At 35.8% G+C, this 13,746-nt stretch carries 16 protein-coding genes; 7 read left to right on the plus strand and 9 right to left on the minus strand.

What is annotated here, in order from left to right; translation table 11 throughout:
* Nucleotides 1-254: 254 nt before the first annotated feature.
* The 5 genes from GFU89_RS10440 (at nt 255) to GFU89_RS10460 (ending at nt 6,019) form a co-directional block, all read left to right on the plus strand.
* Nucleotides 255-881 (plus strand): TetR/AcrR family transcriptional regulator, encoded by a 627-nt coding sequence (locus GFU89_RS10440; RefSeq protein ID WP_318847068.1) that lies wholly within the window; start codon nt 255-257, stop codon nt 879-881.
* Nucleotides 865-2,181 carry a TolC family protein gene (locus tag GFU89_RS10445; protein ID WP_318847069.1) on the plus strand — a complete coding sequence of 439 codons (1,317 nt, stop codon included), beginning with the start codon at nt 865-867 and terminating at the stop codon, nt 2,179-2,181. The genes GFU89_RS10440 and GFU89_RS10445 overlap by 17 nt, the downstream gene beginning before the upstream one ends.
* A gap of 16 nt (nt 2,182-2,197) precedes the next feature.
* On the plus strand, nt 2,198-3,301 hold the full coding sequence (locus GFU89_RS10450) for an HlyD family secretion protein (protein ID WP_318847070.1): 1,104 nt from the start codon (nt 2,198-2,200) through the stop codon (nt 3,299-3,301).
* Nucleotides 3,302-3,442: 141 nt separating this feature from the next.
* Entirely contained in the window at nt 3,443-5,020 is a 1,578-nt protein-coding gene (locus tag GFU89_RS10455) for a DHA2 family efflux MFS transporter permease subunit (protein ID WP_318847071.1), read from the plus strand.
* Between the two features lie 402 nt (nt 5,021-5,422).
* Nucleotides 5,423-6,019 carry a hypothetical protein gene (locus tag GFU89_RS10460; RefSeq protein ID WP_318847072.1) on the plus strand — a complete coding sequence of 199 codons (597 nt, stop codon included), beginning with the start codon at nt 5,423-5,425 and terminating at the stop codon, nt 6,017-6,019.
* Nucleotides 6,020-6,186: 167 nt separating this feature from the next.
* Here the strand turns inward: GFU89_RS10460 and GFU89_RS10465 are convergent, their stop codons facing one another.
* The 3 genes from GFU89_RS10465 to GFU89_RS10475 are packed head-to-tail and all read right to left on the minus strand — an operon-like array spanning nt 6,187 to nt 8,564.
* Nucleotides 6,187-7,200: a TQO small subunit DoxD gene (locus GFU89_RS10465; RefSeq protein ID WP_318847073.1), complete on the minus strand. Its 1,014-nt coding sequence runs from the start codon at nt 7,198-7,200 to the stop codon at nt 6,187-6,189.
* Nucleotides 7,201-7,254: 54 nt separating this feature from the next.
* Complete coding sequence (locus GFU89_RS10470) at nt 7,255-7,632, minus strand: hypothetical protein (RefSeq protein WP_318847074.1); 378 nt, start codon at nt 7,630-7,632, stop codon at nt 7,255-7,257.
* A gap of 17 nt (nt 7,633-7,649) precedes the next feature.
* Nucleotides 7,650-8,564, minus strand: a complete 915-nt coding sequence (locus GFU89_RS10475) for an alpha/beta hydrolase (RefSeq protein WP_318847075.1) — start codon at nt 8,562-8,564, stop codon at nt 7,650-7,652.
* Between the two features lie 170 nt (nt 8,565-8,734).
* Here GFU89_RS10475 and GFU89_RS10480 point away from each other — a divergent pair, with 170 nt between their 5' ends.
* The gene (locus GFU89_RS10480) at nt 8,735-9,295 is read left to right on the plus strand and encodes a DNA-3-methyladenine glycosylase I (protein ID WP_318847076.1); all 561 of its coding nucleotides are present in this window, start codon (nt 8,735-8,737) and stop codon (nt 9,293-9,295) included.
* Between the two features lie 136 nt (nt 9,296-9,431).
* On the opposite strand, the gene GFU89_RS10485 is transcribed toward GFU89_RS10480, so the two are convergent.
* Together GFU89_RS10485 and GFU89_RS10490 are read right to left on the minus strand one after the other, a co-directional pair.
* Nucleotides 9,432-9,941 (minus strand): hypothetical protein, encoded by a 510-nt coding sequence (locus GFU89_RS10485; protein ID WP_318847077.1) that lies wholly within the window; start codon nt 9,939-9,941, stop codon nt 9,432-9,434.
* An 81-nt stretch (nt 9,942-10,022) separates the two neighbouring features.
* Nucleotides 10,023-10,388, minus strand: coding sequence for a helix-turn-helix domain-containing protein (locus GFU89_RS10490; RefSeq protein WP_318847078.1), 366 nt, complete (start codon nt 10,386-10,388; stop codon nt 10,023-10,025).
* Nucleotides 10,389-10,479: 91 nt separating this feature from the next.
* On the opposite strand from GFU89_RS10490, the gene GFU89_RS10495 reads away from it, so the two are divergent.
* Nucleotides 10,480-11,010, plus strand: a complete 531-nt coding sequence (locus tag GFU89_RS10495) for an NAD(P)H-dependent oxidoreductase (protein ID WP_318847079.1) — start codon at nt 10,480-10,482, stop codon at nt 11,008-11,010.
* Nucleotides 11,011-11,056: 46 nt separating this feature from the next.
* Here the strand turns inward: GFU89_RS10495 and GFU89_RS10500 are convergent, their stop codons facing one another.
* From GFU89_RS10500 to GFU89_RS10515, 4 genes are read right to left on the minus strand one after another with little or no spacing between them, the layout of a single operon-like run.
* Nucleotides 11,057-11,509 (minus strand): hypothetical protein, encoded by a 453-nt coding sequence (locus GFU89_RS10500; RefSeq protein WP_318847080.1) that lies wholly within the window; start codon nt 11,507-11,509, stop codon nt 11,057-11,059.
* Nucleotides 11,510-11,526: 17 nt separating this feature from the next.
* The gene (locus GFU89_RS10505; RefSeq protein WP_318847081.1) at nt 11,527-11,751 is read right to left on the minus strand and encodes a hypothetical protein; all 225 of its coding nucleotides are present in this window, start codon (nt 11,749-11,751) and stop codon (nt 11,527-11,529) included.
* Nucleotides 11,752-12,252, minus strand: coding sequence for a DUF2199 domain-containing protein (locus tag GFU89_RS10510; RefSeq protein WP_318847082.1), 501 nt, complete (start codon nt 12,250-12,252; stop codon nt 11,752-11,754).
* Nucleotides 12,253-12,261: 9 nt separating this feature from the next.
* Nucleotides 12,262-13,731, minus strand: coding sequence for an FAD-binding oxidoreductase (locus tag GFU89_RS10515; RefSeq protein WP_318847083.1), 1,470 nt, complete (start codon nt 13,729-13,731; stop codon nt 12,262-12,264).
* Nucleotides 13,732-13,746: the final 15 nt, after the last annotated feature.

Raw genomic sequence — 13,746 nt, forward strand, 5'->3', positions numbered from 1 at the left:
TATATTTTTTCATGATTCACCATTTTTGAAATAACAAATGATTCAATTTTTTTGATTCATTTTCGGATTTTTAAATAAATATCAAAATAATTACGGGTTATTTCCTTATACAGACGATTTCCTATCGTTCTTATATCATATTATAGAAATCGTCTTTTGTTTCTAATACATTAAATCTATATTAAAAAATCAATCAATCGTTTGATTTGAATGAAAACTTGTGTAAATTTGCGCCTTGAAAAATGAACACTAGCATGATTTCAAAAGAAGAAAATATATTATTCGCTGCCGAGAAGCTTTTTGCAGAAAAGGGATTCGAAGGGACTTCCACCCGGGAAATAGCAAAGGAGGCTAATGTAAATATCTCTATGATCTCATATTATTTTGGCTCTAAGGAAAAACTTTATGAGAAATTAGTGGAATACAGGATGACTGAAGGTCAGTTTTTTTCAAAAGATATTTTAGAAAGAACTGATATGAATGAATGGCAGAAGATTGAAAAAGTAATTGATCAGTTTTCTAACAAGATAAGAACTCAAAAATGCTTTTACAGGATTATGCAGAGAGAGCAGGTATATACCAAGAATCCTCAGATTGTAGAATTTTTGAAGCAAACCAAAATGGGATTCCTTTCTATGTATTCACAAATATTGGAAAGCGGTCTTAAAAATGGAATTTTCACCAAAAATCCACCTATTTATCTCCTTCATTCCACCGTAAGCGGAACCTTATTTTATGCATTCAATGCTAAAGAAATGTATAAAGAGTTCCTGAATGAAACAGAAGATGAGGAAACTTTTGATGAAAAATACTATACAGAACTTAATAAACATATAAAATATTTACTAAAAGACCTTTTAGGTTATGAAGAGAATAAATAACTCAGTGATTGCATTATCACTATTCGTAGGAATAGCAAATGCAAATGCTCAGGAGAAAAAAACACTTTCTCTTGACGAAGCCGTACAGCTGGGAATCCAGAACAGCAAGAATCTCAAGATCGATGCAGCCAAGATCGAAGAGGCTACAGCTGATCTTTTGGAAGCTAAAAACAGGCAGTTACCAGAATTGAAAGTATCAGGTAGCTATATGTATCTTCCGATAAAACCAAATGTTGATATCAAACTTCCAGGTCTTTCAGGCGGAGCAGGCGGTCCGGAAGTACATCAGGTGCTTTACGGATCCGCTAATCTTAGCGTACCCATCTACAGCGGGGGAAGAATCAAATATGGTATTCAGTCGGCTAAATATTTAGTGGAAGCATCTAAATTAAGCACTGAGAACGATAAAATTGCAATTGCTTATAATGTTGCGCAGGCTTATAACAACTTATTTAAAGCCAATCAGTCTATCAAAGTTTTTGAAGAAAATCTTGCTGCTTCTCAAAAAAGAGATGAAACATTCCTTAAAATGGAAAATAATGGTTTGATCGCAAGAAACGATAGATTAAAAGCAAATCTTCAGACTTCGAATATCGAACTTCAGCTGTTGGAAGCGAAAAACAACTACAATATCGCCAATATCAATATGGATCTGTTATTAGGTATCCCTGAAACTACAGAACTAGAAATTGATCAGAACTATATTGAAGAAGGTTCAGACGTGAAGCCGGTTGATTTTTATGTGACTGAAGCCAGAGAAAACCGTAAAGATCTACAGGCTTTAGTACAACAGAGAAAAGCTGCAGAATTAGGTTCAAAAGCTGCAAAAGCAGAAAATCTTCCTTCTATTGCATTTACCGGAGGTTATGTAGCCGCAGATATTCCTAAGTTTCTTACCGTTTACAATGCAATCAATGTAGGAATTGGAGTTTCTTATAACTTATCCAACTTATGGAAAGAAAATTCTTCATTAAGACAGTCGCAGGCGAGAGAAAAACAGCTTGCAGCTACGGATGAATTATTGAATGACAACATTAAACTTGATGTCAACAGAGAATATCAGAATACAGACTATTCAAAAAAGAGAATTGTTGTTTTCGAAAAATCTGCTGAGCAGGCTAATGAAAATTACAGAATTACAAAAAACAAATACGATAACGGTCTTGCAACAATGACAGAATTACTGGATGCAGACGCGGCTCAGATTGCTGCCAACGTTGGGGTGATCAATGCTAAGGCAGATGCTGCACTGGCATACAGAAAACTATTACAGACAACAGGAACTTTAACAATTAAATAATCAGATCGAAACCAAAATGGAAAATAATAATACAGAGGTACTTGAACCTAAAAAGAAAAAAAGTTTAGTTTTTCCTATCATTTTAGCAGCAGTAGTAATCGGAGGAGGAATCTATGGTTACAAAGCCTTCACTTACGGACAGTATCATGAAGAAACTGACGATGCTCAGATCACTTCTAATATGTCACCTGTGATTTCTAAAATCTCAGGATATGTTGCACAGGTAAAAGTAAAAGACAACCAGTTTGTAAAGAAAGGAGATACGTTGGTGATTTTGGATAACAGAGATCAGAAAATGGCCCTTGAACAGGCTCAGGCAGCATTATCTACAGCTAGAAGTAATATTTCAAATGCAGAAGCTACCACAACGGCTACTTCAAAAAATATCGGTTCTTCGGAGGCAGCAGTAGTAACTGCTAATGCTCAGATAGAAGCAGCAAAAGTAAATGTTTGGAAAACTTCTCAGGATTTGAAGAGATATGCCAATCTTGTAAAAGACCATTCTATTACAGAACAGCAATATGAGCAGGCTTTAGCGGCAAAACAATCTGCAGACAGACAGTTACAGGTTTTAGTTGATCAGAGAAATCAAATTGCTCAGCAAACCCATATTGCTTCTTCTCAGACGGCTGCAAGTTCACAACAAATAAGTGTTGCCGGATCTGTTGCTAAACAAAGAGAAGTGGATGTAGAAAATGCAAAATTAAACTTATCTTATACCGTAATCCTTGCGCCTGAAGACGGCCATGTAGGGAAAGTGTCTACACAGGCAGGTCAGTATCTGCAGGCAGGATCACAATTGTTTGCTTTGGTAAAAAACGACCAGAAATGGGTGGTGGCCAACTTTAAGGAAACGCAGGTAGATAAAATGGTAGAAGGACAGAAAGTGAAAATCGAGATTGATGCTTTCCCTGATCAGGAGTTTGAAGGAGTGGTAAGCTCATTCTCTCCGGCTACAGGAGCTACTTTCTCTATTCTTCCTCCGGATAATGCGAGTGGTAACTTCGTAAAAGTAGTTCAGAGACTTCCTATAAAAATCGATTTTGTAAATCTTGACAAAAATATTTCAAAAAGATTAAGAACAGGAATGAACGTGAAAGCAGAAGTTGCTTTGAAATAACATTTAAAATTGTTGAAAGTCGATGAACTTCGTTGTCAATAGTGAATTAGCCTGGTAGTCAGTTTAAAATAGACTGCTTTACAATTTACGATTCACTTGCGAAGCAAAATTTGCCATTGATTTTTTACATCATAAAAACTTATGCAAGATTCATTAGTAGAATATGGAGCGCGGAGAGTAATCATTACGATTACGGCTATACTTTGTGCCCTTCTTGAAATTGTAGACTCCACGATTGTCAATGTTGCCTTGAATGAAATGAAGGGGAATCTTGGATCTACACTTTCAGAAGTGGGATGGGTAATTACGGCTTATGCCATTGGTAACGTAATTATAGTACCAATGACGAGCTGGCTTTCCCAGCAGTTTGGGCGTAGAAATTACTTTGCGGCATCCATCATTATATTTACCATATTTTCATTTTTATGTGGAAATGCGACCAATATCTGGGAACTCGTGTTCTTCAGATTGATGCAGGGAATCGGTGGGGGAGCCTTATTGGTAACTTCACAAACGATCATTACGGAATCTTATCCGATTGAAAAAAGAAGTATGGCTCAGGCTATTTATGGTCTGGGAGTAATTATCGGCCCTACATTAGGTCCGCCTCTTGGGGGGTATATCGTTGATAACTTCAGCTGGCCATATATTTTCTATATTAATATTCCGATTGGAATTGCTGCCACTTTAATGACGCTGCAGTTTGTAAAAAGTCCGAAATATGCAGAAAAACGTAAAGTTTCGGATGTTGACTGGCTGGGTATTGCTTTATTAGCAGTGACGGTAGGCTCATTACAGTTCATTCTTGAGAGAGGTCATGAAGAAGACTGGTTTGCCAGTGGAATGATTGTAGCATTTACAGTAGCGGGTGTCTTAGGATTTATATTATTCCTCTGGCGGGAACTTACCTTTAAATACCCAATCGTTGAGCTCAGGGTACTTAAAAATAGTAATCTAAGAATCGGGACTATGATGTCATTCGTGCTTGGATTTGGGCTTTATGGTTCCACGTTTATTGTTCCTCTGTATACCCAGAGTATTTTAGGATGGACGGCTCTTCAGTCGGGAGCTTTGATGATTCCGGCAGCTTTAACGACAGCTTTCATGATGCCTATTATTGGTAGATTACTGGCAAAAGGAGCAAAACAGCAGATTCTGGTTTCATTAGGATTGTTTATCTTCTTTGTCTATAGTTTCTGGGGATATAAAATTCTGACCCCGGATACCAGTAAAGATGCATTCTTCTGGATGCTGATTGTAAGAGGAGCAGGGTTAGGACTATTGTTTATTCCAATTACCTCTTTGTCATTAAGTACATTGAAAGGGCAAGAAATTGGTCAGGGAGCAGCCTTTACCGGAATGATGAGACAGCTTGGTGGATCTTTCGGGATTGCAGCGATTACAACCTTTATTGCTAATGCCGGTCAGAAATACAGAAATAATCTGATTTCTCACCTGGACGAAAATAGCTTTGAAGTTCAGCAGAGACTAGCTGCTCTTAAAGCAAATTTTGTAGCAAAAGGAATGACTCCGGATGCCGCAATGAATGCCGCTTATAAAATGCTTGATTTATCAGTAACCAAACAGGCCACTGTACTCTCTTATATGGACGTATTTCTTTATCTCGGAATCGTATTCCTTATATGTATTCCGTTTATCTTACTCGTAAAAGAAAGAAAGAGCAAAGAAAAAATAGATTTGAGTGAAGCCATGCACTAAATTTTAATTAAAAACCTTCGATATTTTCGAAGGTTTTTTTTTGTTATTTCTGCCGTAGAATAATAAAATACAATCACTTCCAGTTTTAATTTTGTTAAACAAAAAATAATATCACTTGTTGGAGAGTTTAATTATTTTTTCTAGCTTTACGCGAACAAATGAAAAAATATGAATAAATTCCCTCATCCCTTAAAACCCTTTTCAAAAAGGGAATTCCCTACTAGAGTACCGAACTTTATCTGAATATCAGTTTTTACTATTACTCACTGAGCGCTGTCTCTTACTTTGTTTTTATATCTAGTAAAGACAATGTTCTTATTTCTGAAAGTTTTTTTTAATACTGCCTTTCGTCTCATTAATTTAACTAAACCATGATCTCAACATACTTACAAAATATTAAATATGAATCAAATACACTTGCCGGAAACCTATCTGGCATTATCAGATTTCAGAAAACAGGATCTCTATCTTCCTGAAATGAATCAGGCTCAGATTATTTCAGATTTCTTTCCCGGAACCTTTACAGAACTTACCCAGCGCTTGTCAGATATTACAGGAGCTTTTTATGGAGGCATGCTCAAACAGATTGGCAGACTTTACGGACCAGACGCTATTGACCAGCTTTCCAGTACTTTTATGTATGATCTCGGATCAAGAATGACACTGAAAAACCTTGAAACAAAACCTAATCTACAGCCTGGTATTCCGGCTGTAGCCAAAATACTGATAGGAGCAATTTTTACATCCAGCCCCGAATATAATTTTGAATTCAAAGAATTAAATGACCACCAATGTGAACTGCTGATCAAAGGAGTAGACCGTTACCATAAAATCACGCAGAGCCTGCAGATCGCCGGTCTGTTGAAATGGCCGGTCATAAAACCTTTTTTACAAGGAGTTTGCGATACTATGGGGCTGGATGTTTTACTGGAAATGAAAGTACTCAAACTTGATCCGGACAGTTCATGCTGCTATCATATTATGGTTTCAGAAAAATAAGATTCTTATAAGCTATTTCGCTGATTCTATTGATCTTATTGTAATGAATTTTGAACTCAAATATTAGTAAAAGCGGACTTTAGTCCGCTTTTACCATTATAAATTAAGGATTGGCTTTAGCCAAAACATAAAGCCTGCACCCCGAATCCGGGACCTTGAATTTTAATCTATTTAATACTCTCAATCCATTCAATTCCACTGATATCTATGAGTTTCAGTGCATGAATTTCACTTTTCTGAAGAATATCGTCAATATCCAAAGTTATATCAGCCTTTGCTCCCAAGGGAATCACCAAGCTGTGCTTTCCTGGTTTTACTTTGGTAACATAATGATTCTGGATATTTTCTTTAGACAATCTGGAAAGTTGTTGATGATCCAGTGCTTTTAAAATATTTCCGTTTTTGTCCAGAATATGGATGCCTATAAGGAATGAACCATAAACATCAGCCCCTTCCGTTCTGTACACTTCAAATTTTAAATCCGAATTGTTATGAGAAATATTTGAAATTTCCAGTTTCGGTTTTACCGATTTATTATGCAGAGTTCCCCATACCCCTCCATGAAAATACTGATTGGTAAAAAGAGTCAAACCAAATATGATAAGCGAGCCTGCTAATACGAAAATTTTTGGTTGTGAGACAGGGAAACTTCCTGAACCCAACCATTGGAACCATTTTTTTTGCGTGAAACTTTTGTTATTTTTCATGAAATAGTAATCCAGTGAATAAGGACCGCTTCCTGTAAGAAACAGAACAAATCCGCCAGCGACTCCCAAGACTCCTATCTGCCATTCATCAAGACAAGTTGTTCCCAGCCAGCCAGAACCCAATAGTATCCCTAGGGCAAGACTAAAGATGCCGATACTCATGAGCCGGGTGAATAACCCAAGAATAATGAGCAATCCCACAATGGCTTCAATAATAGTAAAAATCATCATGGATCGCTGTAAGGCATCAGGATGAGTAACCAGGTATTCTATGATAGGTTTTATTCCGAGTGCATTCGGTAAAAAATGATTGAATTTTTCCCCAATATATCCCTGTTCATCGGGAATAAGTTTATTTTCGAGGATAAGTCTGCGCCAGAAAGCTGAAAAATAAGTCCATCCGATTACCATGCGGAGGGATAAAGTATATAATCCGGCCAGGTCCGAAGACTGGCTGTTTAAGGTATGTTTCATTGAAATTAATATTGTATTATAAAAAACTGATTTTTTAATTAGGCTTAAAAAATTTTAAACAAGATTAAGCTTCAGTCTTTTAAATAGAATATATTTCGGTGGGCTGTTTCCTGTAGAATGCCCTGAGTATTTATTGAAAAAAATCTTCTTTTCAGCAGTGTTTCCTGCAGTGGAATAAAAGCTGGAAAAAGAATCTTTGTATTGCCCTTGAATTTTAGCTTTTGATACCGAAACTCCTGTAGAAGCCGATGCCGTTTCACAGCTGGAAGAAAAAGAAGAAGTGATCTTTACCTTATTCAGCCCGCTGATGTACTGAATGTCAAAAATATCAAGAACATTTCTTTTTACAGAACACGGCGATAATGAAAACACCAATACAAGCATCGTAATGACAGCTTTATAGGTTTTCATATGGAGTCCTGAATGAGGCATGGTTACAAAACTACACTTTATTTCAATGTAAGCTTACTAAATTGTAGAAAATCGTCCTGCTGGTCTACAAATAAGTAATGAGAACAGTTGTCAATAAGTTTGAAATTTTTCTTTCCGACGATATTTTTAAGATTATTCAGCTGCTTTTCTGAAAATATTCCGTCGTTCTTACCATACACGGCAAAAATGGGAATTCCTTTTTTTCTGATGTCTTTTAAAGCAGAAGTAGTATCCAGATTGTTCAGCGGTTCATTTTTATAGAATTTAAGAGGTGAATCAGGATTTCTTATATTGTTTTTATAAAATTCACCCGCTTTGTATTCGTTTCTCAGCATTTCACTTTCGGGAGTAGGATTGGGCATATCGAAGAAGCTTAGTTTACTGGCCATTTCATAACATCTTTTTCTATAGGCTGCAGAATTTTTATCAAGATTTTCTATTTCTGAAATCTCTTTGAGTTGGGCAGGATCGGTTTTAAAATGTTCTTTTGCCTGTTGTAAAATATGATTATAGGTTTCCTGCTGGGTAAATAAAGCTCCGGCAAGAGTAAGAGTATTTACTTTCTCAGGAAACTGGGAAGTGAATAAAGTTCCAATGATTCCACCAAAACTATGGGCAATAATATTTGCTTTTTTGATATGATAAGTGGTGTAAATTCCTTTTAAATCCTCAAAGCTTTCTTTAAAAGTCATACTGGCATTTTTATCTTTTGAACGCCCTTCACCGCGTCTGTCGTAAACAATTACATAAAATCCTTTATCAGCCAGTTTTTGAGCTGTAGTTCCTTCAAATAAAGTTGAATTTCCGCTTGGACCACCATGAATGAAAATTACAGGAGAATTTTTCGGATTTCCATAGGCTTTAGAATATAAATTCTGTGATTTAAAAAACATTGAACATATGATGAAAATAATAAAAAACAGTGATTTCATGACGGTTGTTTTGAGCCCTCTAAACTACTGAATATTCTCTGAGCAGAAGATAAAACGAATGGAATTATGATTAAATTTAAAAATTAAAATCACTGCTGACGGACAGTTGTCACAATCCTGATTTATCTTTACATTCCAGAATGTTTTACAAAAAATATAAAATATAGTAAATGAGTTATTGTTTAGCAATAGAAGGCATGCAGCCCGAAAGCAGAAAAGAACTGCACAAAAATTACCATGACAACTATTATGGGTTTCCTATTCATGATGATAATGAGCTGTTTGGAAGATTGATTCTGGAGATCAACCAGGCAGGATTAAGCTGGGAAACCGTTCTGAAAAAGGAAGACAGCTTCAGAAAAGCTTATGATCATTTTGATATCCAAAAAATAGCGGTTTATACAGAAGAAGACCGTGAAAGATTACTTGGTGACCCTGGAATTATCAGGAATAAACTCAAAGTGAATGCTGCGATAGAAAATGCTAAAACCATCATTGAGCTGCAGAAGGAATTTGGCTCATTTGAAAAGTGGCTGGAACATCATCATCCTAAAACATTACAAGAATGGATGAAGTTATTCAAAAAAACATTTAAATTCACAGGCGGAGAAATTGTGAACGAATTTCTCATGAGTACCGGATATCTGAAAGGAGCGCATCATGAAACCTGCCCGATTCACTCAAAAGTATTGGCTCAAAAGCCTTTATGGAAAGAAAATTTGAATAAATAACAAACTGAGATTCCTACGGAATGATAAATAGAAGTGTTTGACATTATTTACACACTCTGTCATTCCGTAGGAATCTTAATTCTTTAGTTTTTTTGAAGCTTTTCTCATCATTTCCTGATGCTGATAAACCGTATTATTACTTCAAGCTTCTCACGGAAACATCCGGTTTTTCACCCTGCGGAACAATGAAAATAGCATTATCGCTGATGGTATCTCCCGGATCAAAGTAATAGCTGCCGGTTACAGGGATTGTACTGCTAACAAATTTTCCGGATTTATCATAGGCAGAATAAGTAACATTGATCATTTGAGCCTTCATTTTTAACTCTATTTTTTTAGAGGTCAGTCTGGCTCCTGTTGCATTGATGCAGTCTAATTCTACAAGGCCAATATTGCTTACAATTTGAGGAAAAGCAGATAATCTGATATTGTAGGTTTTGTCTGAGGTATTCTTTATTGAGGCAGAAACTTTATAACGGTCGTAGGATTTTCCGCCAGATTCTACGCTTTCTTTATTGAGTATATTAAAAGTAACAGCCATACCATTAATATCGATGGTCTGTCCGTCAGAAATTTTCTGTGCACTCAGGAGATTTCCTAAAAAAGTGAATGCTGTAAGAGAGAGTAAACAAATAAGACTTTTCATAGGTATTATTTAAAGATTTGGTATGAAATAAATTTACGTAAAAAATAATACTTCGAAAAATTTTTAATCAAAAATGCGCTTCTATTCTTTTTCCATCAATTCTTTATGCTCATTTCCCCATTTTTCAAACTCCAGGATAATGGGTTTCAGTTTATACCCGATTTCCGTAAGTTCATATTCTACCCGTGGAGGAACTTCGGCAAATACTGTTCGGGTGATGATCTTGTCCTCTTCCAGTCTGCGAAGTTGAAGTGTAAGCATTCTTTCAGTAATATTCTGAAGACGTTTTCTTAATTCCCCAAACCTCATTTTTCCGTTGACCAGATAACAGCAGATAGCCAGTGCCCATTGTCCTCCGATAATGTTGGAAGCATAGATTTCCGGACATTCATCTGCAAGTGCTTTCTTATTGGCAAAATTCGTTGAAGTTTCCTTTATTTTAGTCATTACTTACATTTTTTATAGTACCATACAATAGGTAGCTAATGTACGAAATGTAAGTTACGTATTGTAATTTTGTAACAGAAATTTAAACATAATGAAGACCTTAGTAATTGTAACACACCCGGATATTGAAAAATCAGTCATTAATAAAAAATGGATTGACGAATTGAAAAAATATCCTGAAAAATATACAGTTCATCAATTGTACGAAGCTTATCCCGATGGAAAAATTAATGCTACCCAGGAGCAAAAATTGATGGAATCTTACGACAAGATCGTATTTCAGTTTCCTTTTTATTGGTTCAGCAGTCCGCCGCTTTTGAAACAATGGCTGGATGAGGTTGTTTTGTATGGCTGGGCATATGGAAGCAATAGCGGTTTCAAACTGGCTGGAAAGAAAATGTCATTGGCTGTTACGGCAGGAATTGATGAAGAAGGGTACAGCACATCCGGAGAATATAAATACACCATGAAGGAACTTTTCAGACCTTATGAACTGACCTTTGATTATATAAAAGCAGACTATAAAGAACCTTTCGTTTATTACGGAATTGAAAGAGATTCTTCCGATGAATGGATCAACAGAAGTGTTCCCATGTATCTGGAGTTTCTTGATAATTTATAATAGAGTAAAAAGTAAAGTTGGACTCTTGAATTACATGAGTTCAACTTTATTTCTGAATATATTCGAAGGGCTCTGGATTCCAGTCCTGCACATATTTCTTTATAGTATTACTATCAATATTAAAGGGAACATCCTGATATTTCCAGCCTTTTGAAGGAACTTTTAAATCTATAAGGTAGTTCTCAATAGAGTAGATGTCAAGTATGGCTGAATTATCAGGCTTTATAGAATCAAAAATAATCAGGAATTTATCTCCTTTCTGATAAGAGACATTAGCTGTTTTAGAATAGGTAATACCATTAACATCATATTTGTAATCTATTCCTACGCCATTATTATTTTTGTGATGCCAGTCTGATATAGCTTCTCCAATGGTGTATTTTGGGCTTTTGAGCAGGTCATTAATTCCCAAATTAGCACTAATTAACCAGAATATAATAAATCCTAAAGTGAGTACCAAAAGAATAATATGAAATTTTTCTGACACAAATTTTTTCATATTCAGTGTATATATTTTTATTGATTTTTTTTCAATCTACCAACTATTCCTACTATGGTTAAAAATATTCCCATGATTAAAAAAGGAAGCCATAGGACAAAAGAAATCACACTTAGTTTGATAATGATTTCAGGATAATCTCCTCTTGCTGTAAATAATCCAACAGATGTAAAAAACATTATAATGGATAGGACAACCATTGATAATCCAGAGAAAATGATGTATTTATAAACTGATTTCATCTATTCTCCATTTAAGACCCTGTTGATTCTATTCTCTGCTTCTTCTTTTGTAATTCCATTATAAAAATCATCTACAAACGGATGATCATAGCTTTCATGAGGAAAAACAAACGGTCGGCCGATAGAATTATTTACCACCACAGTTGTAGGAACGCTTTCCTCAAACTCATAATCTGGAAGATACGTAGAAAGCCATCCGAAATATTCAGCTTCAAATTCTTTATTGTCGTAATTTTCAACATACTCATTAAAGCTTTTTTCACTCAATGAAACCCAGATTCCATAATCCAGATCTCTGCAATCATCTGTGACTTCTTGAATAAGAACAGTACGGATAAATCTGTGAGTATAATCAGAAGCTTCCACGACACATAAATCTGAACTGAGTTCAGCATTTTTTAATTCTTCTTCGGATAAACACGAATAGAAATAGGGTTCGTTGTAGGCGAGTGCAGGCCAGTCTTCCTTTTCTTCCCCACAGCATTGGCAGATGTATTTCATACGGGTGTTTTATTTGTAATGTTGGTAAAATTTATTATCAAAGATCTCAGAAGGATCATATTTTCTTTTCAGCTCAAAAAAAGATTCTGCCTGCGGATATATCTTTCTCATTTTCTCTCTGTCAATATGAAGACGGTAAGGAAGGTAAAAAGTACCCTCGTTTTTCAGGGTAATATCTACCAGTTTGTTGGTGAGAACTTTCATGGCATCTTCCTGTTTATCTGTTTTCTTCTGGTTAAAAAGTAATACAAATCCGAACACATGTTCTCTGGCGTAATTCATATAGCTGTCTTCATCCTCATTCACTGCGCGGATGGTGATATTCAGGAGATCCAACCCAGAATTTCTCAAAACAGGTTTTATATCTTTAATAAACTGATTAAAATTTCTATCCGGAATAAAATACTCCTGCAGTAAATCTGTAGAATTAGGGTCTTTATTTTCAATGAGTGAAACATGATCGTTGAGGAGTTCATTTCTGGAATAAACAGCATCTTTAGTCATTTTATTCATTCCCGTTTCCAGATCCCATCGCAGCCTTTTTCCGTACTCACTGTTTACGGTACTACGGAAAACAAGACGCTTTGTCTCAGCATTTTTAGCATTTTGAAGGGGGAGTGGTAAAGGCTTTTCATCTGCCTTTTCAAAATAATTGATGGTAGCTTCCTCAAGGAAATGTTTATCAGAAATTCTCAGTCTTCCGAAAACAAGATTAACATTCGGATTTTCAGAAATAAATTTTTTGTAATAATCGGTATAATGATCAGAACTTAAGCGTACATATTGATACTGAAGAGCAAGATTATCAACCACTTTTAATTTCACATCAAGAATAATCCCGAAAAGTCCATAACCCCCGATTACCAGCTTGAAAAGCTCCGGGTTTTCTTCCCTGCTGCAATTAAGAATTTTACCACTTTGATCCATCAATGTGAAGGAAACAACACTGGAAGAAATAGGGGGAAGGTTTTTCTGCCATCCGTGACCGTTTACACTCATAGATCCACCTACTGAAAAAGAACTAAAAGCCTGCATTACGGCGATAGACTTCCCATGTTTGTCCAGGTATTTGATAGCGTCTTCCCAAAGAGCACCGGAACCGATGGTAAGAATGTTGGTTTTTTCATCCAGTTCCATATGTTTATAAGGGAGCATATTCAGCAGGATGCCGTCAGGGTAGATGGTATGTCCGCCCATACTGTGCTGAGCTCCAGCAATAGAGATTTTTAACTGTTTTTCTTTAGCATATTTCAGGATCTGACGAAGCTGGTTTTCAATTTTATTTTTAGACGTTGGGACTTTGATCAGCGTATCAATCTTTGTTAAATTCAACTGGCTGGCATCATTGGTATATCCTGTGGGGATTTCATTTTTAACATCAGATTCGTTCCATTTTGTTTTAAGAACATGAATAACCGGAATAGAAAGGAAAATGAGAATCATGGCGATCCCAAGTATAAAAAAATGTATCTTTTTCATGGAAATTTAAAAAGC

The organism is Chryseobacterium sp. JV558 (assembly GCF_033712365.1).
Taxonomy (GTDB): Bacteria; Bacteroidota; Bacteroidia; order Flavobacteriales; family Weeksellaceae; genus Chryseobacterium.